This is a genomic window from Marinobacter subterrani, assembly GCF_001045555.1.
GTDB lineage: Bacteria > Pseudomonadota > Gammaproteobacteria > Pseudomonadales > Oleiphilaceae > Marinobacter > Marinobacter subterrani.
In genome coordinates this window covers 555,762-578,096 of sequence record NZ_LFBU01000002.1, presented here as the reverse complement: position 1 = coordinate 578,096, position 22,335 = coordinate 555,762, and the positions used below count along the sequence as shown (strand labels likewise).

22 protein-coding genes are annotated in these 22,335 nt (G+C 60.1%); 9 read left to right on the top strand and 13 right to left on the bottom strand.

Annotated features, from left to right (window positions below; genetic code table 11):
* Window position 1: 1 nt before the first annotated feature.
* Window positions 2–448: a molybdenum cofactor biosynthesis protein MoaE gene (locus msub_RS18560; RefSeq protein WP_048497615.1), complete on the top strand. Its 447-nt coding sequence runs from the start codon at window positions 2–4 to the stop codon at window positions 446–448.
* Between the two features lie 63 nt (window positions 449–511).
* Here the strand turns inward: msub_RS18560 and trxA are convergent, their stop codons facing one another.
* Window positions 512–838: a thioredoxin TrxA gene (gene trxA, locus msub_RS18555; RefSeq protein WP_048497614.1), complete on the bottom strand. Its 327-nt coding sequence runs from the start codon at window positions 836–838 to the stop codon at window positions 512–514.
* A gap of 300 nt (window positions 839–1,138) precedes the next feature.
* On the opposite strand from trxA, the gene ppx reads away from it, so the two are divergent.
* Complete coding sequence (gene ppx / locus msub_RS18550; protein ID WP_048497613.1) at window positions 1,139–2,665, top strand: exopolyphosphatase; 1,527 nt, start codon at window positions 1,139–1,141, stop codon at window positions 2,663–2,665.
* Between the two features lie 6 nt (window positions 2,666–2,671).
* Here the strand turns inward: ppx and msub_RS18545 are convergent, their stop codons facing one another.
* The gene (locus msub_RS18545) at window positions 2,672–4,618 is read right to left on the bottom strand and encodes an ATP-binding cassette domain-containing protein (protein ID WP_048497612.1); all 1,947 of its coding nucleotides are present in this window, start codon (window positions 4,616–4,618) and stop codon (window positions 2,672–2,674) included.
* 46 nt (window positions 4,619–4,664) lie between these two features.
* On the opposite strand from msub_RS18545, the gene msub_RS18540 reads away from it, so the two are divergent.
* The 3 genes from msub_RS18540 (at window position 4,665) to msub_RS18530 (ending at window position 6,446) form a co-directional block, all read left to right on the top strand.
* Window positions 4,665–5,222: a TIGR02444 family protein gene (locus msub_RS18540; protein WP_048497611.1), complete on the top strand. Its 558-nt coding sequence runs from the start codon at window positions 4,665–4,667 to the stop codon at window positions 5,220–5,222.
* Complete coding sequence (locus msub_RS18535; protein ID WP_048497610.1) at window positions 5,219–5,605, top strand: hypothetical protein; 387 nt, start codon at window positions 5,219–5,221, stop codon at window positions 5,603–5,605. The genes msub_RS18540 and msub_RS18535 overlap by 4 nt, the downstream gene beginning before the upstream one ends.
* A gap of 124 nt (window positions 5,606–5,729) precedes the next feature.
* Window positions 5,730–6,446 (top strand): FKBP-type peptidyl-prolyl cis-trans isomerase, encoded by a 717-nt coding sequence (locus msub_RS18530; RefSeq protein WP_048497609.1) that lies wholly within the window; start codon window positions 5,730–5,732, stop codon window positions 6,444–6,446.
* 100 nt (window positions 6,447–6,546) lie between these two features.
* Here the strand turns inward: msub_RS18530 and msub_RS18525 are convergent, their stop codons facing one another.
* A complete protein-coding gene (locus msub_RS18525) occupies window positions 6,547–7,026 on the bottom strand; it encodes an Rsd/AlgQ family anti-sigma factor (protein ID WP_048498024.1) in 480 nt (159 codons plus the stop codon).
* 102 nt (window positions 7,027–7,128) lie between these two features.
* On the bottom strand, window positions 7,129–7,635 hold the full coding sequence (locus tag msub_RS18520; RefSeq protein ID WP_048497608.1) for a disulfide bond formation protein B: 507 nt from the start codon (window positions 7,633–7,635) through the stop codon (window positions 7,129–7,131).
* Window positions 7,636–7,757: 122 nt separating this feature from the next.
* Here msub_RS18520 and msub_RS18515 point away from each other — a divergent pair, with 122 nt between their 5' ends.
* On the top strand, window positions 7,758–8,207 hold the full coding sequence (locus tag msub_RS18515; RefSeq protein ID WP_048497607.1) for a flagellar basal body-associated FliL family protein: 450 nt from the start codon (window positions 7,758–7,760) through the stop codon (window positions 8,205–8,207).
* Window positions 8,208–8,227: 20 nt separating this feature from the next.
* On the opposite strand, the gene rmf is transcribed toward msub_RS18515, so the two are convergent.
* The 4 genes from rmf to msub_RS18495 form a co-directional block, all read right to left on the bottom strand.
* Complete coding sequence (gene rmf, locus msub_RS18510) at window positions 8,228–8,443, bottom strand: ribosome modulation factor (protein WP_048497606.1); 216 nt, start codon at window positions 8,441–8,443, stop codon at window positions 8,228–8,230.
* 121 nt (window positions 8,444–8,564) lie between these two features.
* Window positions 8,565–10,118 (bottom strand): glutamate--cysteine ligase, encoded by a 1,554-nt coding sequence (gene gshA, locus msub_RS18505; RefSeq protein WP_048497605.1) that lies wholly within the window; start codon window positions 10,116–10,118, stop codon window positions 8,565–8,567.
* 66 nt (window positions 10,119–10,184) lie between these two features.
* Window positions 10,185–12,527, bottom strand: a complete 2,343-nt coding sequence (locus msub_RS18500; RefSeq protein ID WP_048497604.1) for a Tex family protein — start codon at window positions 12,525–12,527, stop codon at window positions 10,185–10,187.
* Window positions 12,528–12,578: 51 nt separating this feature from the next.
* Window positions 12,579–14,315: a putative bifunctional diguanylate cyclase/phosphodiesterase gene (locus msub_RS18495; RefSeq protein WP_048497603.1), complete on the bottom strand. Its 1,737-nt coding sequence runs from the start codon at window positions 14,313–14,315 to the stop codon at window positions 12,579–12,581.
* 142 nt (window positions 14,316–14,457) lie between these two features.
* Between msub_RS18495 and rep the strand changes: the two genes are divergently transcribed.
* Entirely contained in the window at window positions 14,458–16,476 is a 2,019-nt protein-coding gene (gene rep, locus msub_RS18490; protein WP_048497602.1) for a DNA helicase Rep, read from the top strand.
* Between the two features lie 64 nt (window positions 16,477–16,540).
* Here rep and msub_RS18485 read toward each other — a convergent pair whose 3' ends face one another.
* Window positions 16,541–16,954, bottom strand: coding sequence for a c-type cytochrome (locus tag msub_RS18485; RefSeq protein WP_048497601.1), 414 nt, complete (start codon window positions 16,952–16,954; stop codon window positions 16,541–16,543).
* Between the two features lie 202 nt (window positions 16,955–17,156).
* Between msub_RS18485 and msub_RS18480 the strand changes: the two genes are divergently transcribed.
* Both msub_RS18480 and msub_RS18475 read left to right on the top strand, forming a co-directional pair.
* On the top strand, window positions 17,157–17,492 hold the full coding sequence (locus msub_RS18480) for a hypothetical protein (protein ID WP_048497600.1): 336 nt from the start codon (window positions 17,157–17,159) through the stop codon (window positions 17,490–17,492).
* Between the two features lie 14 nt (window positions 17,493–17,506).
* Window positions 17,507–18,628 carry a phospholipase A gene (locus msub_RS18475; RefSeq protein ID WP_048497599.1) on the top strand — a complete coding sequence of 374 codons (1,122 nt, stop codon included), beginning with the start codon at window positions 17,507–17,509 and terminating at the stop codon, window positions 18,626–18,628.
* Window positions 18,629–18,783: 155 nt separating this feature from the next.
* On the opposite strand, the gene msub_RS18470 is transcribed toward msub_RS18475, so the two are convergent.
* The 4 genes from msub_RS18470 to pepQ form a co-directional block, all read right to left on the bottom strand.
* The gene (locus tag msub_RS18470; protein ID WP_048497598.1) at window positions 18,784–20,142 is read right to left on the bottom strand and encodes a phosphohexomutase domain-containing protein; all 1,359 of its coding nucleotides are present in this window, start codon (window positions 20,140–20,142) and stop codon (window positions 18,784–18,786) included.
* Between the two features lie 9 nt (window positions 20,143–20,151).
* Entirely contained in the window at window positions 20,152–20,628 is a 477-nt protein-coding gene (gene bfr / locus msub_RS18465) for a bacterioferritin (RefSeq protein ID WP_048497597.1), read from the bottom strand.
* A 90-nt stretch (window positions 20,629–20,718) separates the two neighbouring features.
* Window positions 20,719–20,925 carry a bacterioferritin-associated ferredoxin gene (locus tag msub_RS18460; RefSeq protein WP_048497596.1) on the bottom strand — a complete coding sequence of 69 codons (207 nt, stop codon included), beginning with the start codon at window positions 20,923–20,925 and terminating at the stop codon, window positions 20,719–20,721.
* A gap of 122 nt (window positions 20,926–21,047) precedes the next feature.
* Complete coding sequence (gene pepQ / locus msub_RS18455; protein WP_048497595.1) at window positions 21,048–22,334, bottom strand: Xaa-Pro dipeptidase; 1,287 nt, start codon at window positions 22,332–22,334, stop codon at window positions 21,048–21,050.
* Window position 22,335 lies beyond the last annotated feature (1 nt).

The window sequence follows — 22,335 nt, the reverse complement described above, 5'->3', positions numbered from 1 at the left end:
GATGATTTCCATTCAGACCGGGGATTTTGATTCCGCCGCCGAATATGCCGCCTTGCGGGACAGCGGGGCTGGCACCGGCGCAATCGCAACCTTTACCGGCCTGGTGCGCGACAGCGGCGATACCCAGGGAGTCACCGGGCTTTACCTGGAGCATTATCCGGGAATGACGGAACAGGTGATTCAGGGGCTGATTGACGAGGCTTCAAGCCGCTGGGATGTCCGTCAGGCCCGGGTGATTCACCGGGTCGGGCGGCTGGCGCTGCAGGATCAGATCGTGTTTGTGGGCGTCTGCAGTGGCCACCGGGGCGATGCGTTTGCGGCCTGCGAGTACATCATGGACGCCCTGAAAACCTCGGCGCCGTTCTGGAAGAAGGAGATCAACCAGGACGGTGAGCACTGGGTCGAGCAGAAGGCCTCGGACCGGGAACGGTCACAGGGCTGGGACTGACAGGCAATAAAAAACCGCCCGTGAGCGCGAACTCAGGGGCGGTTTCCGGCGGCCCGACGGCAATCAGAGATTGCTGTCCAGGAAGGCCGCAAGCTGGGACTTGGAGAGTGCGCCGACTTTGGTGGCGTCCACGTTGCCGTTCTTGAACAGCATCAGGGTCGGGATACCACGGATGTTGAACTTCGGCGGGGTCTGCTCGTTTTCGTCAATGTTGAGCTTGCAGACTTTCAGTTTGCCATCGTATTCGTCGGCAATCTCTTCAAGCACCGGCGCGATCATCTTGCAGGGGCCGCACCACTCTGCCCAGTAGTCCACCAGAACGGGGACGTCGGAGTGCAGTACATCCTGCTCAAAAGATGCGTCAGTTACATTTACGATATTTCCGCTCATTACCTTTTCCTGATTCGTGCACGGCTGAACCTCACCGGCATGTCCGTAAAGGATTGCATTACCGGGCTCAGGTGCTATTGGTTGTCGCTGAAGGCCGCCATGTTTTACGGCAACCCTTCACCCAAATCACAATACGGCATACTTTACGCGATTGATCAGCCGTATGTGAAGCGGTAGATCCACTACCGTGAACCGATCCCCGCCTGACCCCGGTCAAATCCCGCGTCTGCCGGTTACTGACAGGCCTGAGGGATTTCGCTTATAGTACCCGCACGTTCATACCAGAAGGATTGCCCCCACGTGACGGCCGCCTCCACCGCCGAAAACGCTGCATCCTCGCCAGAGGTGCTTGCAGCTATCGACATGGGCTCGAACAGCTTCCACATGGTGGTTGCCCGACTTGTGCATGGCGAAATCCGAACGCTCGAGAAGATGGGTGAAAAAGTCCAGCTCGGCGCCGGCCTGGATCAGTTCAACCGGCTGACCGAGGATGCCCAGGAGCGGGCCCTGGCCTGCCTGGGCCGGTTTGCACAGCGACTCAAGGGCATGCCCCCGGGAGCGGTGCAGATTGTCGGAACCAATGCTCTTCGGGTGGCCCGCAACGCCCATCAGTTCATGACCCGCGCGGAAGAGGTGCTCGGCTACCCGGTGGAGATCATTGCCGGGCGCGAGGAAGCACGCCTGATTTACCTGGGAGTGTCCCACACCCTCTCCGACGACAGCGGGCGCCGACTGGTAATAGATATCGGTGGCGGCAGTACCGAGTTCATTATCGGCCAGCGCTTCGAGCCCCAGAAGCTGGAAAGCCTGCACATGGGTTGCGTGTCGTTCCGGAACCGGTATTTCCCGGATGGCAAGATTACCCGCCGGCAAATGGACAGGGCAATCACCCACGCCGAGCAGGAACTGCAGAACATCCGTCAGCATTTCCGCGCCATCGGCTGGCAGAGCGCCGTTGGCTCCTCCGGGTCGATCAAGGCCATTACCAGTGCCCTCTCCTCCCTGAAAATCACCGATGGCACCATCACCCTTCCAGCCATGCAGGAACTGCGCAAGCGCCTGGTGGACATGGGCAAAGCGGAAAAACTGTCGGATCTGGGCGTGCGCTCTGACCGCCAGAGCATTTTCCCCGCCGGCTTCGCCATTCTGATGGGAGCCTTCCAGTCCCTCGGGATCACGGAAATGTCCTTTGCCGACGGCGCCCTTCGGGAAGGCTTGCTGTACGACATTGTCGGGCGGATCCAGCACGAGGACGTGCGCGAGCGCACCATCTCCGCCCTGCAGGAGCGCTATCACGTTGATCACGAACACGGGGCCGCAGTAGAGGCGACCGCGGTAGCCGCCTGGCAGCAGGTTGCGGGCGACTGGGGACTCGACACAGCGGCCGACGAAGAGGTCCTGCGCTGGGCCTGCCGCCTGCATGAAATCGGCCTGACCATCTCTCACAGCCAGTACCACAAGCATGGTGCCTACCTGCTGCGTTACTCAGACCTGCCAGGCTTTACCCAGCAGTTCCAGCGGGATCTGGCCACTCTCGTCCGGGGTCACCGGCGCAAGTTTGCCGCTGCCATTTTCGAGGGGCTGGATCCGGAAGACATTCCCCGGCTGCGCTATCTCTGCGTTCTGGTGCGTCTGGCGGTATTGCTCCAGCATCCGCGCAACATGGAGCCGCCACCCGAATTTACCCTGCAGGCCCACAAAGACAAGCTGGTACTGACGTTTCCGGCGGGTTGGCTGGATGACCGGCCGCTGACCCTGGCAGACCTTGAAAACGAACGGGACTACCTGGCCAAACAGGATTTCACGCTCGAGCTGAACGGCGGCTGACAACAATCAGCCAGCGGCCAGCTCAGCTTCGAGGGACTCCACCGCTTCACTGACCTCCAGCCACTGCGCTTCAACTTTTTCAAGGCGGGCCGTCGCTGAAGCCTGGTCACCCAGCAGCTCCTTCAGGCGGACTTTGCCGCTGTCGTCATAGAGCCCCGGGTTGGCAAGCTCTTCCTCCAGAACCGACAGCTTCTGCTGCAACTGATCCATTTCCTTCTCCAGGGCGGTCTGCTGCTTGCGATAGGGGCTGAGCTTCTGGCGCAGAGCCGCCTCGGCGCGCTTACGGGCCTTACGGTCGTCGGCGCTTTCCCCGACAGCCTCGGTATTCTCGGCCGCAGCCACCCGGCCTGCCGAGGTTCGCTTCGGCGCTTCGGTTTCATCCTTGCGACGGTCGGCCAGCCAGCGCTCGTAGTCCTCCAGATCCCCCTCATACTCGGCAACCCGGCCATCGTTCACCAGCCAGAACTCGTCAACGGTATTTCTCAGCAGGTGCCGGTCATGGGACACCACCACAATGGCACCTTCGAAGTTCTGCAGCGCCATGGTCAGGGCCTGGCGCATTTCCAGGTCCAGGTGGTTGGTGGGCTCGTCCAGCAGCAGCAGGTTCGGTCTCTGCCAGGCAATCACCGCCAGCGCCACCCGCGCCTTTTCCCCGCCGGAGAAGGAACGGATCGGGCTCAGCGCCTCATCGCCGTGAAAGTCGAAGCCACCGAGAAAGTTGCGGATACTCTGCTCAGACGCCCTGGGGGTCAGCCGCTGCAAATGCAGAAACGGGCTGGCGTCCAGATCCAGCGATTCCAGCTGATGCTGGGCAAAATATCCAATCGCCAGGTTCTCTCCGCAGGTGCGATCGCCAGACAACAGGGTGTCTTCACCGCGGAGCGCATCCATCAGAGTGGACTTACCCGCGCCGTTCGGGCCCAGAAGGCCGATCCGGCTGCCCGGCAACAAAGTGAGATTGATCCCCTCGAGGATTGGGGTATGGCCATGCCCGGCCTTGCCGTTGCGAATTGACAACAGGGGGTTGGAGACCTTCTCGGCCACCGGAAATTCAAAACTGAAGGGTGAATCGACATGCGCCGGGGCTATACGCTCCATGCGCTCGAGGGCCTTTACCCGGCTCTGGGCCTGCCGGGCCTTGGTAGCTTTGGCCTTGAAGCGATCAATAAAGCGCTGGATTTCCGCGATCCTGGCCTGCTGGCGCTCGAATCCGGCCTGCTGCTGGGCCAGTCGCTCGCTGCGCTGGCCCTCAAAGGCTGAGTAATTACCCGTATAGAGCTCCAGCTTGCGCCGGTCGAAATGCACCACATGGCTTGCGACCCGATCCATGAAATCCCGGTCATGGGAAATGAACAGCAGGGTCCCCGGATAGCGCCGCAGCCAGTTCTCCAGCCACAGGCAGGCGTCCAGATCCAGGTGGTTGGTCGGCTCGTCCAGTAAAAGCAGGTCGGAGGGTCGCATAAGGGCCTGGGCCAGATTCAGGCGGATACGCCAGCCGCCGGAAAACGCCGATACCGGCCGGTCGGCGTCCTCGTCGGAGAAACCCAACCCTCGGATCAGCGCTTCGGCACGGCGGGCCGCAGACCAGGCTTCATGCAGGTCGAGCTCGCCATGAAGTCGGGCAATAGCATGGTCATCATGGGCAGCCTCCGCCCGGGCGAGCTCCCGCTCCAGGCGCCGCAGTTCGAAATCACCATCAAGAACGAAATCCCGGGCGCTGCGATCGGAGGCCTCGACTTCCTGGGCCATGTGGGCAATACGCCAGCCTCCCGGCAGTGAGACGGCGCCCTGCTCCGGGGCCAACTGGCCCAGTAAGAGCTGGAAAAGACTGGATTTCCCGGCACCATTGGCGCCGACGATGGCAACTCGCTGGCCGGGCTGAACCGTCAGGTTGACGGATTCTAGCAACCAGACGCCACCCCGTTGTAAACTGAGATCGGTTATCGTTAACATGTTTTCATTTTATCAACGTAGAAAGTTCAGGGAAGGCTAAGCGCATATGTCGGTCACCTCCGCTACCATCCCGGATTTATCGACATCGCCGCTGGATTTACCGGCAGATCTGGAACCGGAAAGCCCGCTCTGGCGTTTTGCTCTGGTATTCTGGCGTTTGCCCGAGGTGCCGGGCGCCTGCCTGGCACTTCAGAAACAGGGCTGGAGCGTAACGCGGATTCTCTGCGCGGCGTGGCTTGCTCTCTCGGGCAGAGCCTTCGCCGGGGTCGAGGACGCTACGGTAACAGAGTGGCGCGACCGTGTAACCGGTGCACTGCGCGCCGCCAGAAAATCCCTGCCGGACACACCCTGCAGGTATCATCAGCTTCGCACCGGCATCGCTGGCCTGGAGCTGGAAGCTGAACAGATCGAACTGGCACTGGCCTGGCGGACATTAATGATCAACAACCCGGAACCATCTGACATGCACGGACGCGATACGCTGATCAGAACCAATCTTGCTGCGGCCGCGCCGGCATCGCGAATTGATTACGGTGCCGGCCTCCTGCTGAACACACTGGCCACAGTGCTGGCCAATTTCCCCGAGGGAGACCACCAGCCATGATGATGAAATGGCTCATAAGGCTCTCGTTTCCCGCCCTGGGTTTGCTGTTGTTGCTGATTTTCTTCGGGCTCAATACCCCGGAGCATGTATCCAAACCGGTCGCGAGCGAGGACCAGCCGGAAATTCCGGCGTTTGAAGGCCTGGTGCCTTCACCGATCCCCACAGAGGGTCCGGAAATCGTTTTCAAGTGGCAGGACACTGATGGCAACTGGCACTTCGCCGACCAGCCTCCGAAACAGGGCCCCTGGTACACGCTGGCCATAGAGCGGCAGGACAAGCCATCGCCTCTTAACCGGGCTCCGGAACCGGAGACGGACTGGCAGTCGCCCTACACCGCACCGTTTTCGCTGGGGCCATCAGCCGCCGGCAACAACGGCAGCTGATCTGACACGTCCGGATTCTTAACACATGTTCAGTGGCATCCGGCGCCAGAACCCGTTACCTTCTGCGTTCTGATAAACACAACGCGGGGCGCTGCCCCATGCATACACGGTAAAGGATGAAGCAATGAAAAAGACGCTCCTCGCACTGGCAGTAACCGGTCTCGTTGCAGGCTGCTCAACTCCGCCCGAGGCACCGGTACAACCGGAGCTTGAGTCAACCGATCAGAAGGTCAGCTACGGCATGGGCCTGGTCCTGGGTGAGCGCATGAGCAACGATCTGCCCAATCTGCAGATGGACCAGTTTCTCCAGGGCATCCAGCACGGCCATGCAGGCGATGAAAAAGCCAAGCGCATGAGCCGCGAGGAAATCAAGCAGGCCCTGATGGCCTACCAGCAGAAGCTTCAGGAAGAAGAAGCCAAAAAGACCGAAGAACTGGCGAACAAGAACCTTGAAGCCGGCAAGGAATTCCTGGCGGAAAATGCCAAGCGGGAAGGTGTAAAGACCACCGAATCCGGCCTGCAGTATGAAGTCCTGGAAAAGGGCGAGGGCGAGAAGCCAGAGGCCACTGATACGGTTAAGGTGCACTACACCGGCGAACTCCTGTCCGGCGAAGTCTTCGACAGCTCCCGCGAGCGTGGCGAGCCGGTCACCTTTGCCCTGAACCAGGTCATCCCGGGCTGGACCGAGGGCCTGCAGCTGATGAGCGAAGGCGCCCGCTACAAGCTCTTTATTCCGGCCGAGCTGGCCTATGGTCCGGGCGGTAACCGTGCGATCGGTCCGAACGAGACCCTGGTGTTCGACGTCGAGCTTCTGGATATCAACCCGGAATCCGAGAAGTAAGCGACCGAACCAAACGGCCGCAGCGCCACCCATGCTGCGGCCAAAAAAAAGCCCCGGCCGGCGATCACCTGACTGGGGCTTTTTTTATTTCAGAGCTCGCTCAGACCGACGCCACCTTACTGGCGTGGGCATTGTGCAGATGCTCAATCAGGAAATCTTCCATCTCGAACCGGCTCTCGAGGGTTTCGCCAAGCTTCGACAGTTCGCCAAACAGCTCTTTGATATCCTGTTCCGATAACTCCCGGCCATCCAGCCGGTCATTGAAATTGAGCGCGATTTCTGTGGTCTGCTGAATCCGGGGATATACTCTGGAGGCCAGCTCCGTACCACCATCATTGAACTCGCTGGCCTCACTGGCCAGTTGCTCGTAAATCTCGAAATGCCCGGTAGAAACATAATCCACAAGCACCTCGCACAGACGCACAAACTTTTCTCTCAGCGCCTCTGTCTGTGAGAAATCACTCTCCCCGGACAGATCGCAATAATGCACCAGAAGCTCCTGACGTTCCTTGAGCCAGCGATCAATCAGTTCGCTGACGCCACCCCAACGCTCCCTGGCATTTCGGCAATTTTCCAACATGACGCCTGTTCTCCGCTTGGTAATCCGCTGCTTCTGCTTCGGTTCTGATTGGTACTGGGTCTGGCTCAAGTTACCCCATGCCTGCGGTTCCTCGCAACCGTTTCAGTTGCCAATCCACGACCGCGACTTTGGCTGGCGAAACAACAGCACCAGGCCGATAACCACCAGCACGGTGAAGAACACTGCCGTCCAGCCGGGAATGCTCAGGCCCATGAACCGCCACACCACTTTGGCACAGTCCCCGGTTCCCCTCAGGGCGGTAGAGAGCACGTCAAACCAGGGCAACACCTCCAGCATATAGTCGACTGACGGTCCGCAGGCTGGCACCTGGTCCGCCGGCAAGCTCTGCAGCCACAACTGCCGGCCCGCCACGCTCAGGCCGGCGCCGGCGGTCAGTGCCAGCAGAAAGCCATAAATCCGGATCCCGAATCCCGTGGGGCCCTGCAACAGGGCCAGCAGGCTGACCAGCCCGGCGCCCATGAATCCGAACCGCTGCAGCCAGCAAAGCGGGCAGGGCTCCAGCCCCATGACGTGCTCCATATAAAATGCGACACCCAGAAGTGCGGCACATACCACGAAAATCAGCCCGAAAATCCATCTGCTGGTCAAATGAACACCTCAACTTGTGAATTGAAACTGCAACCTCGCACCGGGCCTGCTATTCTCGGTGCTATCGGCGATATCGCCTTCGACTCGTCACTAAACCCTAAACCACGATCAACTTCAAGCCTATGACACACCAGCGTAAACCTGTTTTCCCACTGATTTTCCTGCTGCTTTCACTGGTCTCCCTGCCGGCGCTTTCCCAGACTGAGGAACCTCCGAAGGAGGAGGCGGCTGCGGAAGAGAGTGGATTCACCGATTACATCAGCATGGACCCGGCGTTCGTGACCCATGTGGGCAAGCCCGACGGCAGCCCGACCTACCTCAAGGCTGCGGTCACTCTGAGGGCAAGCAACCCGGGCACCAGGCCGGCCCTGGAAGCACATATGCCAAGGCTGCGCCATGAACTGGTGATGCTGTTCGGCGAGCAGACGGATGTCGACCGCCTGACGTCCATGGAAGGTCAGCAGGCACTGCGAGAGGAAGCTAAACGGCGGATAAACGCGGTGCTTGAAGAACAGCAAACCGGCGAAGCCATCGCCGGCGTACTGTTTACAGAATTCGTGGTGCAGAAATAGATCGAGACAGGGCCTTGGGGTCAGGCGATCAGTGAGAACAGGTCGTCGCCCTCGCCCCGGCTGTCCCGGCTGCCCTGGGCCGCGTCGTCCCACCCGGCTTCCCAGGCAGCGATAACCACCTCACCCCGGTAGGGGCAGCGGGTTTTGTCCATACCCATCGAGGCCGCCATGTGACCCTGGCGATACGCCTTGTTCAGTGCTTCCACATCCCAGCCAAGCTTGATGTCCCTTGCCATATCGGCTCCTCCGATCCTGATGTTACAAAAATTAACAGCCGGACCGGAGGGTGACAAATCTTTGTTCAATTTCTGTGCGTCAGGTCCGCCAACCCCCAGAACGGGGTTCCGGACCCGGGCGTCAGGAGTGCAGATAGTGCTCCAGAAACTCACCAAACGGCAGGGTATCGGCACGTTCCATTTGTTGCTGCATGGCCAGGGAATCTGAGGTCATGGTCTCGAAGGCTCCGAGAACCTCGGCATTGAGACCTTCCTGCCTCAGGGTCTGCTGGTGCTGGCGCGCCATGTCCATGCCCCATTCCCGGTGCCCCATGCCAGAGGCGCGCATGGCCTCCAGCACCCGGGCCGACGGCACCGACCATTCGCCCGAGAGCACCTCGCGCTGGGCCGCAAGGGCCTTGCGGTAGGTTTCGCCGCCCTGCCAGCCATCCAGCAGCTCGGCAAGCGGCTCCAGTTGCTCCAGTAACCCGGTCGCCGCCTGGGAAACCGGCGTGCGCTGCCCGCCGCGACAGAGGCTCAGCTCGCGGTGCCGCCCGCGAGCCACCACGTCCTTGTAGTTATCATCCAGCCGCTCACACTCGGCATCACCGATGCGCGGCGAATCTGACAGCAGGCAGTCCAGCAGGAACAGATCCAGGAAGTCGATCTGGGCTTCGTTCACGCCAACCGGAGAGAAAGGGTCCAGGTCCAGGCACCGGACCTCGATGTATTCCACGCCCCGCGCCTCCAGCGCCTGAATGGGCTTTTCTTCCCGTTCGGTGGTTCGCTTGGGCCGCACGGCACTGTAATACTCGTTTTCGATCTGCAGGACGCTGGTATTGATCTGGATGAATTCATCGCCCCGGCGGGTGCCAATAGCCTCATAGGCAGGCCAGGCAGTATGGATGGCCCGATCCAGGGTCTGGGTGTAGGTAATGAGTTCGTTGAAACAGATATTCAGGGAGGCCTGGGCATTGTTGTGGTAACCCAGATCCCCCATACGCAGCGAGGTCGCCCATTCACCGTACCAACTGCGCTCATCGAAGCGGCTCAGATCGTGGCTGACACCGGCAACAAAGCTGGCATCCAGCGCCGGAGAGGCTCCAAACAGCAGCATCAGCAGCCAGCTCCGGCGCCGGAAATTGCGGATCAGCCAGAAATACTGGTCCGATTTGAAGTCCTTCAGGCTTTGCTCATTACCCAGCAACGCCTGCCACTTCTGCCAGAAGCTGTCCGGGAGGGACAGGTTGTAGTGAGCGCCGGCAATACTCTGCATCATGCGGCCATAGCGAACTGCCAGGCCCTGCCGATAAACGTGCTTGAGCCGGCCGATATTGGAGCTGCCGTATTCGGCAATGGGAATGCTGGCATCGCCGTCCAGTTCACAGGGCATGCTGGCCGCCCAGAACACCTCGTCGCCGAGGTTCTGCTGCACAAAGGTGTGGATATCCCGAAGGGACTTGAGCATGCCTCCGGTGCTGTTAAACACCGGGGTAATCAGCTCCAGCAGGGCTTCGGAATAATCGGTGGTGATTCGCGGATGGGCCAGCGCCGATCCCAGGGCCTCCGGGTGAGGGGTCTGGGCAATGAAGCCGTTGCGGTCCACCCGCAGCCCCTCTTTCTCGACACCCTTCAGAAAACCATCCCAGTCGCTGGCAGCGAACTGACGAAATACGGAATGGCGGGATTCAGCCATGGTTGACTCCTGCTGCGGCCGGCCCCCTCTTGTGTGGGGCCCACCGGTAAAAAGATTGAAAATCGGTTAGCGGCTGTCCTTGCGGGCCGAGGCCAGTGCCTGGGCCAGCGCACCGGCCATGGCGCCCTGCCCGGATTTCTCGCCGGAACCGGAGCTACGGCTGTTCCTGTTACCTGATTTCTGGCTGGCACCGGCGCGGTTTCCAGCCATGGGCTTGCCGTCATTCTTCTCGCCGGGCTGATCGTCCATGCGCATGCTGAGGGCGATCCGCTTTCGCGGAATGTCCACATCCAGCACCTTCACCTTGACGATGTCGCCGGCCTTGACCACTTCCCGCGGGTCCTTGACAAAGGTATGGGACAGCGCAGAAATATGCACCAGGCCGTCCTGATGGACGCCAATATCCACAAACGCCCCGAAATTGGTCACGTTGGTCACCGAACCTTCCAGCACCATGCCCGGTTTCAGGTCGTTGAGGGTTTCAACACCCTCCTCGAAACTGGCAAACCGGAATTCCGGCCGCGGGTCCCGGCCCGGTTTCTCCAGCTCGGCGATAATGTCCTTGATGGTCGGCAAACCGAACTGTTCTGTTACGTAATCCTGAGGATTCAGACCACGTAAAAAGGCGGAATCCCCGATGATGTCCTCAACCTTGCGATGGTTTCGCTCGGCAATGGCCTCCACTACGCCGTAGGCTTCCGGGTGCACGGACGACCGGTCCAGCGGATTCTCGCCACCGGCAATCCTCAGGAAGCCGGCCGCCTGCTCGAAAGTCCTGTCTCCGAGACGGGTGACCTTGAGCAGTTGCTTGCGATTGCGGAACATGCCGTTCTGGTTGCGGAATTCAATGATGTTCTGAGCGATCGTCTGGTTCAGACCGGACACCCGCGAAAGCAGAGGTGCCGAGGCGGTGTTCAGATCCACCCCCACGCCGTTGACACAGTCTTCCACCACCGCATCCAGGCTGCGAGACAACTGCACCTGGGAGACATCGTGCTGGTACTGCCCCACCCCGATGGATTTCGGTTCGATCTTCACCAGTTCCGCCAGCGGGTCCTGCAGGCGGCGGGCGATGGAGACGGCGCCGCGAATGGTGACATCCAGATCCGGCAGCTCTTTGGAGGCAAATTCGGACGCCGAGTAGACCGACGCGCCGGACTCACTGACCACGATCCGGGCCAGCTTGAGCTCCGGATACCGCTTGCTCAGGTCCGCCACCAGTTTCTCGGTTTCCCGGGAGGCCGTGCCGTTGCCGATGGCCACCAGCTCAATCCTGTACTCCCGGCACCAGGCCGCCAGTTGCTCAATGGAGCGGTCCCACTGGTTCTTGGGCGCATGGGGATATATGGCGCCGTGCCCTGCGACCTGGCCGGTGCCGTCGATTACGGCAACCTTCACGCCGGTGCGCAGCCCGGGATCCAGCCCCAGGGTCGGGCGCGGGCCGGCTGGCGCCAGCAGCAGAAGGTCCTTGAGGTTGGCGGCGAAAACATTGATCGCCTCCAGCTCGGCGGCTTCACGAACCTGGGCCATCAGGTCGGTTTCAATCTGGGTGGAGAGCTTGACCCGCCAGGTCCAGCGCACCACCTCCGACAACCACTTGTCGGCCGCCCGGCCGTTATCCCGGATGTTCCAGCGCGCGGCAATGCGCTGCTCCGCCGGATGAGGGGCGCGGCGATCGTCATCGGCGCCACCGACCACGATGGAGTAGGCCAGAATGCCCTCGTTGCGACCGCGCAGGATGGCCAGGGCGCGATGGGACGGCACTTTTTTCAGGGGCTCGATATGATCGAAGTAATCGCGGAACTTGGCCCCTTCGGTTTCCTTGCCCTCCACCACGGTCACCTTCAACTGGCCGTCCTGCCAGATGAAGTCCCGCAGACTGCCCAGCAGTTCAGCGTCTTCGGCAAAACGCTCCATCAGGATGTAGCGGGCGCCATCCAGCGCCGCCTTGGCGTCTTCAACGCCGGCTTCCGCGTTGAGGTAACCCTGGGCGGTGCTTTCCGGATCCAGGGTCGGGTCGTCATACAGGGCATCCGCCAGGGGCTCCAGGCCGGCTTCCCGGGCAATCTGGGCCTTGGTCCGGCGCTTGGGCTTGTAAGGCAGGTAGAGATCTTCCAGGCGGTTCTTGGTGTCTGCGTCGTTGATGCTCGCCTTCAACTCATCGGTCAGCTTGCCCTGTTCCTCGATGCTCTTGAGGATGGTGCCGCGACGGTCTTCCAGTTCCCGCAGATAGCGCAGACGCTCTTCCAGATTGCGCAACTGGCTGTCGTCCAGCGAGCCGGTTACCTCCTTCCGGTAGCGTGCGATAAACGGAACGGTCGCGCCCTCATCCAGCAGGGCGACGGTGGCATTAACCTGTTGCTCGCGGACCCCGAGCTCGTCGGCGATGCGCCTGGAGATACTGTTCATGCAACCTCTGTTTTTGATGCTTTGCCAATAAAGCAGCAAAGGTACAGCGGCTTACTGCTGCAGGCAAGCGGCCTGACCGCGCTTGTTCAGGAATTGCACAAGATCGGCCCAGGGCATGGGGCGGGCGTAATAATAGCCCTGGATTTCGTCGCAATGCTGCTGGCGCAGGAACTCCAGTTGACCCTCGGTTTCCACGCCTTCAGCAACCACACTGATCTGCAGACTGTGGGCCAGGCTGATAATGGCCCGGATAATATGCTCGGCATCCGCCGACTTGCCCAGCTCCTGCACAAAAGACTTGTCGATCTTCACCAGCGAGATGGGCAGGTGCTGCAGGTTGCTCAGCGAGGAAAAGCCGGTGCCGAAATCGTCCAGGGCAAAACTGATGCCTAGCTGGTTCAGCTCGCGCAGGCAGCGCTGGGCATACTCAGGATCGTGCATCATGGCGCTTTCCGTCAGTTCCAGCTCCAGCAGGCTGGTATCGACATTGGCGTTGAAAATGATCCGGAAAATGGTCTCGGTCATCTTGCGGTCGTGAAACTGCCGGAACGACAGGTTCACCGCGAACACCAGTCCCGGGAACCCGAGTTCCGCGGACTCCTGCAGGCGCTTGCAGGCCTGTTCAATGACCCAATAGCCGATGGGCACGATCAGGCCGCTGCGCTCCGCGACGGGAATGAACTCGTCCGGCCCCACCAACCCCCGCTCCGGATGATTCCAGCGTAACAGGCATTCAACGCCCCGGACCTCCTCGGTGGCCAGGTCAATCCGCGGCTGGTAGTAGAGTTCCAGTTCCTTGCCGCGCAGGGCGTTGCGCAGGTCGGCCTCAAGCCGCAACTGGTAGCCGGCAGAGATATGCAGTTGCCGGTCGTAGAACCGGTAACTGGTGCCCGGATCCCGCTTGGCCTCGAACATGGCGCGGTTGGCCCGGCGCAGCAGATTTTCCGTGCTGTCGCCGGCCTCCGGATAGGTGGCCACGCCGAGGCTGGCATTGACCACCACGCTATGGCCATCAATGGTCACCGGCTCATCCAGGGCGCTGACCACCTTGCGGATGATCTGGGTTATATCGAGGGAGTCTTCCACCTTCTCAACGATAATGGCCAGTTCGTCACCACCGATCCGCATCAGTGAATCGACCCGCCTGAGGGAATGCCGGATCCGTTCCGCCAGCTTCATCATCAGTTGATCGCTCTTCTGGTAGCCGAAGGATTCGTTAATGCTGCGGAAATCGTCAATATTGAGATGCAGCAGCGCCAGCCGGTGCCCGGCTCGCTCGGCCCGAAGCAGCGCCTGCTGGAGACGATCAAAGAACAGATCCCGGTTGATGAATCCGGTGGCGACCTCGCGACCGAGCTGGCCATGGGCCGACTCGGACAACTGCTCCCGATACCAGAGGCACTTTACGGCCCGGCGGAAATTCCAGTGGTCCAGGCTCTGGCGGCAGAGGTAATCGGCAGCACCGGCCGCCAGCAGCTCCGGTGCCCGTTGCTCCGGAGCTTCGGCGCTGAGGGCAAGCACCGGCTTTTCGCTGGTGGCAACCGCCAGGTACTGCAGGAAGGAAGCTTCGGACCCGCCGTGAAACACGCAGTCCCAGATGATGACATCAAAACTGGCATTACGGATAAGATCGTCGCAATCCACCAGGTCCGGGCACCAGGTGGCGTCGGCGCTTATCTCGACGTCACCGGCCAGAAGTGCATTGAGCCAGAGAAAATCGGCATATTCCGGTGTCAGAACCAACAGGCGTAACTGGCCGGGCCTCATGGTTTCCAGTGGCAGTGTCATCGAGCAGAATCCATTTATGCGTGAACAACCGAGTCCGTTCTATCAATCATAGTCGACAGATCGTCAAGGTACAGAAACTCCGGCTGGTGTAGAATACATAACGTCCGTTTCCCCCATTCCGTTCCACCCTGGCAGTCTATTTGTGAACAAGCTCAACCCCCGACAACGCGAAGCAGTCCGCTATGCCGACGGCCCCCTGCTGGTCCTGGCCGGCGCCGGCAGTGGCAAGACCAGTGTGATTACCCGCAAGATTGCCTACCTGATCGAGCAACTGGGCATTCCCGGCCGCCACATTGCGGCGGTAACCTTCACCAACAAGGCGGCCCGGGAAATGAAGGAGCGGGTTGGCCGGATCGTTGACCGTAAACTCACCCGTGGCCTGATTGTATCTACTTTTCATAACCTTGGCCTCAATATGATCCGGGAAGAGCAGACTCATCTCGGCTACCACCCCGGATTTTCGATATTCGATGCCGAGGATGCCAAGGCCCTGCTGCAGGATCTGATGCTCCGGGAAGCCAGTGCCGAGGCCGGCGATGAGCTCAATGATGTCCAGATGACCATCTCGTCGTGGAAAAACGCCATGCGCGGGCCGGCGGAGGCGCTGAGCAAGGCAGCCGATGAACGGGAACAGCGCATCGCCATCATTTACCAGAAGTACAACGAATACCTGAAGGCCTACAACGCCGTCGATTTCGACGACCTGATTCTTCTGCCGGTTCAGCTCTTCCGGTCCAACCCGGAGGTGCTGGCAAAATGGCGCCGGAAGATCCGCTACATGCTGGTTGACGAGTACCAGGACACCAACGTGTGCCAGTACGAACTGGTCAAGCTGCTGGTGGCTGAAAGGGCGGCTTTCACGGTCGTCGGCGATGACGATCAGTCAATCTACGCCTGGCGCGGTGCCCGCCCGGAAAACCTGGAGCAGCTCAAGGAAGACTTTCCCAGCCTGAAAATCGTCAAACTGGAGCAGAACTACCGTTCCACGGTCCGGATCCTGCGCAGCGCCAACACGGTGATTGCCAACAACCCCCACGTGTTTGAAAAAGCCCTGTGGAGTGACCACACCGTCGGCGAGGAAATCCGGATTGTCCGGTGCCGCAACGAGGATGCGGAAACCGAGCGGGTTGCCACCGAGATTCTTGACCAGAAGCTGAAAAAGGGCCTGAATTTCCGGGATTTTGCCGTGCTATACCGGGGTAACCACCAGGCACGCCTGCTGGAGATGAAACTCCAGAGTTACCAGATTCCCTACCGCATCTCCGGGGGCCAGTCGTTCTTCTCCAAGAACGAGATCAAGGATGCCATGTCCTACCTGCGCCTGCTGATCAACCCTGACGATGACGCGGCCTTTCTTCGCGTGGTGAACGTGCCCCGGCGGGAAATCGGCCCCCGCACCCTGGAGCAGTTGAGCCACTACGCCCGTTCCCGGAACGTCAGCCTGTTCCGGGCGCTTGGCGACATGGGTGCCGAAACCCATGTGACCGAGAAGGGACTCGACCGCTTGCGCCGTTTTGCCCGCTGGGTGGATGCCACCTGCGAGCGGCTGCACAGCGAGAACCCCATCCCGGTGATCAAACAGCTATTTACTGACATCGAATACGAGGAATGGCTGCACCAGCACTCGGGCACGCCCAAGCAGGCCGAGCGGCGGATGGAGAACATCTGGTACCTGGTGGAATCGGTTCAGCGCATGCTGGATGACGGCAAGGGCACCGCAGACGAGCTGGGTATTGAAGACGCCATCACCAAGCTGATTCTCCGGGATATGATGGAGCAACGGGAGGAAGAGGACGACAGCGACAAGGTTCAGTTGTTAACCCTGCACGCGTCCAAGGGCCTCGAGTTTCCCCACGTCTTCATCATGGGCCTGGAAGAAGAAATCCTGCCCCACCGCAGCAGCATCGAGGAGGGCAACGTCGAGGAAGAACGACGGCTGATGTACGTGGGCATTACCCGGGCCCGGGAAACGCTGACCCTGACCTACGCGGCAGCCCGCAAACAATATGGTGAAAAGCTGGAAACCATCCCCAGCCGGTTCCTGGATGAATTACCTGAGGACGACTTGAAGTGGGAAGGCCTGGGCGACCTTGATGTGGAAGCCAACCAGAAGAAAGGCAAGGCAACGCTGAGCGCCCTGCTGGGCGATCTGGGCCTTTAACCGGCCGGTGAACGCAAAAAGCCCCGTAACCGGGGCTTTCAACGTTAATGGCAAAACCGCCAGATTACTTGCTTTTCCCGACCATGTACTCAACCGCGGCCTTGATTTCCTCATCCGGACAGCTGGCGCAACCACCTTTCGCCGGCATGGCATTGAAGCCGTTGATGGCGTGGCTGATCAGGGTTTCCATGCCTTTGTCGATACGCGGAGCCCAGGCTGCTGTGTCACCCACCATGGGCGCGCCGGCAGCACCGGTGGAGTGACACGCCGTACACACGGCATTGAACACCTCCTCGCCGGAGCGCGGGCCCGCGCTTGCGGTCTGGGTGGGAGCCGCTGCAGTACCGCATTGATCGCCTTCAAGACATACTTCGCCAACCGGCTCGATCCGAGCACGAATTTCTTCCTCAACACTCGCCATGACGGCGCCGGTGGTCAGGCCGAAAACGACCAGTACAGCAACCAGGACTCTCTTCATCTTCACAATGCACCTCGCATTTGAGCGTTATAATCGTTAGTCGCCGCATTATAGCGACTGAGCCCTGGCAAAAAAACCAAACCGCAAAATCATAAATTGATTTCAACCATTTTAATTGCGATTTCGTAAGTCGGAGGGCGTTTCGCGCACATTCCGGTTACCATGGTGTTCGCCGGTGTTTAACCCTTCAGGACCTGTTTGCATGACCAATACGGAACCCACTTCGCCTCACCCGATGCGCAAAACCCTGCTGATTACCGAATTTACCGCACTGGGGATTTTACTGGCTTCCATGGGCTGGTTCTCCAGCCAGACTGGCAACGAGCCCATCAGTCCCGCCTGGCTGCTCATACCCGCTCTTTCCAGTCTGGGCGTTTTCCTGAGTTTCATCGGCCTGATGTACCTGCGCTGGGTGTCATCCGCCAACAGCAGCAACCGGTCTCGCCACAAGATCATTTTTTCACTTCTGGCGGTGACTCTGATCGGCGTCTGGGTCTATGGCATAGCCAATACCTGGTTCAGCCTGACCGCCAGCTAGGAGATTTCCTGTTCATGACATCCGTTCGTACCCTATATGCTTCCCCGCCGTTGATTCTGATCGGTGCCCTGGTCTCCCCCGTGCAGGCAGAATCCACCCTGGATACTCCGATTGATTCGCCTGACAAATGCGCCCTGATCGAAGACGGCATCCAGCGCCTGGCCTGCTACGACAGCATTTTCGAGCCTGAGAAACAGCAGGAACAGGCCCCTGAAGTGGTGGAGGAGCAAGTCCAGAGGAAGGCAGAGCGACTGGCACCGGATGACGAAACCCTGAACCAGATTGCCGGCAATGCACTCAATGATGAGGACCCGGACAGCGGCGTCATGAATGAGTTGCTGGACCGCTATATGGCCGCAGAAGAAGCGGTTTTTTCATTTTCCGGCAGTTTTGTCGGCTATCGGCCAATCTACATTCTGCCCGTCACCTGGATGGACACCCCCAACTCAACGCCCAGCAGCCCAAGGCTGGGCACCACGGGCTACGACTACCAACTGCGGAACCTGGAGGCGAAGTATCAGATCAGCTTCAAGGTGCCTTTGCTCACCGGCTGGCTGGATGACCGCACGACCTTATGGTTCGGGTATACCCAGCAGTCCTTCTGGCAGGTCTACAACCAGGACGACTCCGCGCCCTTCCGGGAGACCAACTACGAGCCGGAGATTTTCCTGCGTTACCGGACGGACTTGGATGTCGGCCCGGGGACGCTGAACGGCGTGACCATCGGGTTCAATCACCAGTCCAACGGTCAGTCGGAGCCCCGCTCCCGGAGCTGGAACCGGATTGTCGGCACAGCCGCCTACAGTTACGGGCGCTGGCTGTTCATGGTGGAGCCCTGGTACCGGATTCCGGAGGGCAGCACGAATGACAATGCCGATATTGAGGACTACCTGGGCTACGCCAACTATCGCGCTGTCTACAAGCTGACGGAGGACCGGACGTTTTCATTGCGGCTGATGAATAATCTGCAGTCGGACAATAACCGCACATCGGTGGAGTTCGGCTACAGCTTTCCCATGGGGGATACAGTCAAGGGGTTCGTTCAGTACTACAACGGGTACGGGGAGAGTCTGATTGATTATAACCACCGGATTCAGCGGTTCGGTATCGGGATTATGCTGAACGACTGGCTCTGATCCAATAAAATCGTTCGTGCGAGACCAATCGGCACGGCTCCTTCTCCTGAAACACGCTCCTTGCGGCACGTCCATGTGACGCTTGAGCTCAGCCATCCATGGCCTCGCACAGTTTCAGGAGAAGGAGCCGCACCGATCGGCCCCAAATTCCGGCGTCAACCTTCCTGGTTCAGCCTATCCATTTCCGCTAACAACTCTTTCGTCTTCTCTTCCATCAACGGAATATCCGCCCGCGACTCCACATTCAGCCGCACAACCGGTTCGGTGTTGGACATCCGGAGGTTGAAGCGCCAGTTGTCGAATTCGATGCTCACGCCATCCACGTGGCTGACGTTTTTGGCGCCGACGCTGTATTTGGCTTCAATCGCGGCGATGACCTTGGGGGGATCATCGATGGTGCGGTTGATTTCGCCGCTGGCCGGGTAGGCTTCGATCCGGGCGTCGATGAGGGATGAGAACGGCTCGCCGGACTGGCACAGGCGTTCGGCGATCAGTAGCCAGGGGATCATGCCGCTGTCGCAGTAGGCGAAGTCGCGGAAGTAATGGTGGGCGCTCATTTCGCCGCCGTAAACGGCGTCTTCGTCGCGCATGCGCTGTTTGATGAAGGCGTGGCCGGTTTTGCTTTCGATGGCTTCGCCGCCCGCGGCCTTGACCAGATCCAGGGTGTTCCAGGTGAGGCGCGGGTCGTGGATGACTTTACCGCCGCCGGTCTTGCGCAGGAACTGGTCGGCCAGTAATCCGACGATGTAGTAGCCTTCGATGAACCGGCCGTTTTCGTCGAAGAAGAAACAGCGGTCGTAGTCGCCGTCCCAGGCGATGCCCATGGCGGCGCCCTGCTCGATCACGGCATCGGCAGTGGCGGCGCGGTTTTCGGGGAGGATCGGGTTGGGCACGCCGTTCGGGAAGTGGCCATCGGGCTGGTGGTGCACTTTCACGAATTCGAAGGGCAGGTGCTGCTCGAGTTCGTCGATGACCAGGCCAGCGCCGCCGTTACCGGCATTGCAGACAATAGTCAGCGGGCTGAGGGAACCGGCATCGACGTAACCCAGCAGGTGGTCGATATAGGCGCTCATCACTTCCAGGGCCTCATAGCGGCCCTGCTCGGGCGCATCGGCAAAGGGCTCCAGCACCCGGTCACGGATGTCGTTCAGACCGTTATCGGAGCTGATGGGCCGGGATTCGGGGCCGACCATTTTCATGCCGTTGTGGTCTTTGGGGTTGTGGCTGGCGGTGACCATGATGCCACCGTCCATCTTGTAGTGGCTGGTGGCGAAGTACACCTGCTCGGTGCCACACAGGCCAATATCAAAGACATCCGCCCCGGCTGCCATCAGGCCGGAGCTCAGGGCTTCGGCAATGTCCGGGCTGGAGAGGCGGATGTCGTAGCCGACGATCACTTTTTTCGCGCCGGTCACTTCCACGTAGGCCCGGCCGATTTTCTCGGCCAGGATAGGGTTGAGCTGATCCGGCACTCGTCCGCGCAGATCGTAGGCTTTAAAGCAGGACAGGTCCATTGTCTGGTGTTACTCCGCGGCGGATGACTGCAGTTGAATGTAGTTCTGGATGCCCATCTGGGAAATCATCTCCAGTTGGGTTTCCAGCCAGTCGATGTGCTCTTCTTCACTGTCCAGGATGCTGCGGAACAGCTGGCGGCTGGTGTAATCCTGAACTTCCTCGCAGTAGGCGATGGCTTCTTTCAGGTCAGTATGGGCGATCTGCTCCAATTTGAGATCGCAGGAGATCATTTCCTCGACGTTCTCACCGATCAACAGTTTGTTGAGGTCCTGGAGGTTCGGCAATCCTTCGAGAAACAGGATCCGCTCGATCAACTGATCGGCGTGCTTCATTTCGTCGATGGATTCTTCGTATTCCTTGGCGGCCAGCTTGCTGATGCCCCAGTCCTTGTACATGCGGGAATGGAGAAAATACTGGTTGATGGCGGTCAGCTCGTTGGCGAGGACCTTGTTGAGATACTGGATGACTTTCTTGTCGCCTTTCATTGCAGGGCTCCCCTGATGGCTGGGTGGATCAGCCTTTTAGGATAGCCCCTTATGGCGCAGGAGAAAAATATGGCGGAGCAGGAAATGTCGTCAGGCGGGCTGGGCGAGCATGCTGGCCAGTGCCAGATAATCCGGGGAACGGCTCTCGCGCAGGATTTCCCGGGCGGTGCAGGCGCAACGGCCACACTGGGTACCAACGCCCAGTTCCTTGCCAAGCTGGCGCATGGAAGAAACGCCGTTATCGGCCGCTTCGCGAATTTCCCGGTCGGTTACGCCGTGGCAAAGGCATACATACATGGTCGTGACTCACCTATGACAATAAAGGTTAGTGATAAGTATTGTCATTAGCATCCAGAAATGCAAGCCTTCTGGCTTAATTTTGCGCAATAAATCGCTCCCGGGCCCGAGAGCTTCCGGGCCTATGAATCCCGGGTCAGGTTGCGGCTCCCGCTCTCGGTGACCAGCACGTTGTCCTCGATACGGATGCCCCCGCAGCCGCGCAGCTTGCCAATCAGATCCGAATTCAGGTGACGCCCAAGCGCCCCTTCCAGCAGGGGGTCCAGCAACGATGGGATGAAATAAAGCCCGGGCTCGATGGTGACCACCATGCCGGGTTCAAGCCGGCGGGTCAGGCGCAGGAAGGGCGCATCGTCCGGCGGCGGCGTCGGCTTGCCGGCGACATCGTGGACCTGAACCCCGAGGAAGTGGCCAATGCCGTGGGGGAAAAAGACCCGGGTAATGCCCTGCTCCACCATGTCCTGATCCTCCAGGCCGGTTACCAGGCCGGTGGCGGACAGCAACGCCGCAATGCCCTGGTGCGCCTTGCGGTGGATATCAATGTAGTCCACTCCGGGTGCCACCATGCCACACAGCCGTAACTGAAGCCGCTCAAGACCGAGGACCAGGGCGGCAAAGCGGGATTCACCCGGGCCTGCGGTGGTGCGGGTGATGTCGGAGCAATAGCCCCGGAACCGGACCCCGGCGTCGATCAGCAGGCTGCGGGAATGCCCCGGGGGCCGGGTATCGTAGTACTGGTAGTGCAGTGTGCCGGCGTGGTCATTCAGGCAGATGATGCTGTGATAGGGGGCATCCGCTTCCCGCTGGCCGGTGGCCTGCTGATAGGCGAGACTGATGCCGAATTCGCTCTCACCCGCGACAAAGGCGTCCCGGGCAGCCCGGTGCCCGGCCAGCGCTAGGGTATTGGCACGGGCCAGGCATTCGATTTCATAGGCGGTTTTGCGCACCCGGGTTTCATCCAGGGCTTCAAGCAGGTGCTGCGGATTAATATCCCCGGGTACGCCTTCGAGCATTGTGGGGTCACCGATTACCGCCAGACGGCCCGGATCATCGAGCACCGGCGCCTCGGGCGACTGACGGCTGCGAACCTCGATAACGGTCTGCCAGGGTTCTTCCGGCAACGGTTGGTTGGCGTGCCAGAAATCCGCTGGCTGGAACAGCCACAACACCGGCTTATGACCGGGCCGGAGCCACAGCCAGCAATGTTCCCGGCCGGCCAGCCCGGTCCAGTGCAGGAACGGACCATAGCCCTGGAAATGCCAGGCCTGATCGTCACCATGGCGGTAGGGCGCCGCACCGGAGGCGATCAGCAGGCCGTCGAACCCCTGCTCCGCCATAGCGGACTCGTACCGGGCCTGGAGTTCCTTGAGGTGATCCAGTTGCAGTGACAGCAGGGCATCATTGGGCATA

What these genes read in the sequence shown, in the direction of transcription:
- msub_RS18475 (WP_048497599.1), top strand. Translation starts at nt 17,507, where the DNA reads ATGACATCCGTTCGTACCCTATATGCTTCCCCGCCGTTGATTCTGATC.
- trxA (WP_048497614.1), bottom strand. Translation starts at nt 838, where the DNA reads ATGAGCGGAAATATCGTAAATGTAACTGACGCATCTTTTGAGCAGGAT.
- msub_RS18535 (WP_048497610.1), top strand. Translation starts at nt 5,219, where the DNA reads ATGATGATGAAATGGCTCATAAGGCTCTCGTTTCCCGCCCTGGGTTTG.
- msub_RS18500 (WP_048497604.1), bottom strand. Translation starts at nt 12,527, where the DNA reads ATGAACAGTATCTCCAGGCGCATCGCCGACGAGCTCGGGGTCCGCGAG.
- gshA (WP_048497605.1), bottom strand. Translation starts at nt 10,118, where the DNA reads ATGGCTGAATCCCGCCATTCCGTATTTCGTCAGTTCGCTGCCAGCGAC.
- msub_RS18540 (WP_048497611.1), top strand. Translation starts at nt 4,665, where the DNA reads ATGTCGGTCACCTCCGCTACCATCCCGGATTTATCGACATCGCCGCTG.
- msub_RS18470 (WP_048497598.1), bottom strand. Translation starts at nt 20,142, where the DNA reads ATGGACCTGTCCTGCTTTAAAGCCTACGATCTGCGCGGACGAGTGCCG.
- msub_RS18495 (WP_048497603.1), bottom strand. Translation starts at nt 14,315, where the DNA reads ATGACACTGCCACTGGAAACCATGAGGCCCGGCCAGTTACGCCTGTTG.
- rmf (WP_048497606.1), bottom strand. Translation starts at nt 8,443, where the DNA reads ATGGCAAGGGACATCAAGCTTGGCTGGGATGTGGAAGCACTGAACAAG.
- bfr (WP_048497597.1), bottom strand. Translation starts at nt 20,628, where the DNA reads ATGAAAGGCGACAAGAAAGTCATCCAGTATCTCAACAAGGTCCTCGCC.
- msub_RS18460 (WP_048497596.1), bottom strand. Translation starts at nt 20,925, where the DNA reads ATGTATGTATGCCTTTGCCACGGCGTAACCGACCGGGAAATTCGCGAA.
- msub_RS18480 (WP_048497600.1), top strand. Translation starts at nt 17,157, where the DNA reads ATGACCAATACGGAACCCACTTCGCCTCACCCGATGCGCAAAACCCTG.
- msub_RS18525 (WP_048498024.1), bottom strand. Translation starts at nt 7,026, where the DNA reads ATGTTGGAAAATTGCCGAAATGCCAGGGAGCGTTGGGGTGGCGTCAGC.
- msub_RS18560 (WP_048497615.1), top strand. Translation starts at nt 2, where the DNA reads ATGATTTCCATTCAGACCGGGGATTTTGATTCCGCCGCCGAATATGCC.
- msub_RS18485 (WP_048497601.1), bottom strand. Translation starts at nt 16,954, where the DNA reads ATGAAGAGAGTCCTGGTTGCTGTACTGGTCGTTTTCGGCCTGACCACC.
- pepQ (WP_048497595.1), bottom strand. Translation starts at nt 22,334, where the DNA reads ATGCCCAATGATGCCCTGCTGTCACTGCAACTGGATCACCTCAAGGAA.
- msub_RS18530 (WP_048497609.1), top strand. Translation starts at nt 5,730, where the DNA reads ATGAAAAAGACGCTCCTCGCACTGGCAGTAACCGGTCTCGTTGCAGGC.
- msub_RS18515 (WP_048497607.1), top strand. Translation starts at nt 7,758, where the DNA reads ATGACACACCAGCGTAAACCTGTTTTCCCACTGATTTTCCTGCTGCTT.
- msub_RS18545 (WP_048497612.1), bottom strand. Translation starts at nt 4,618, where the DNA reads ATGTTAACGATAACCGATCTCAGTTTACAACGGGGTGGCGTCTGGTTG.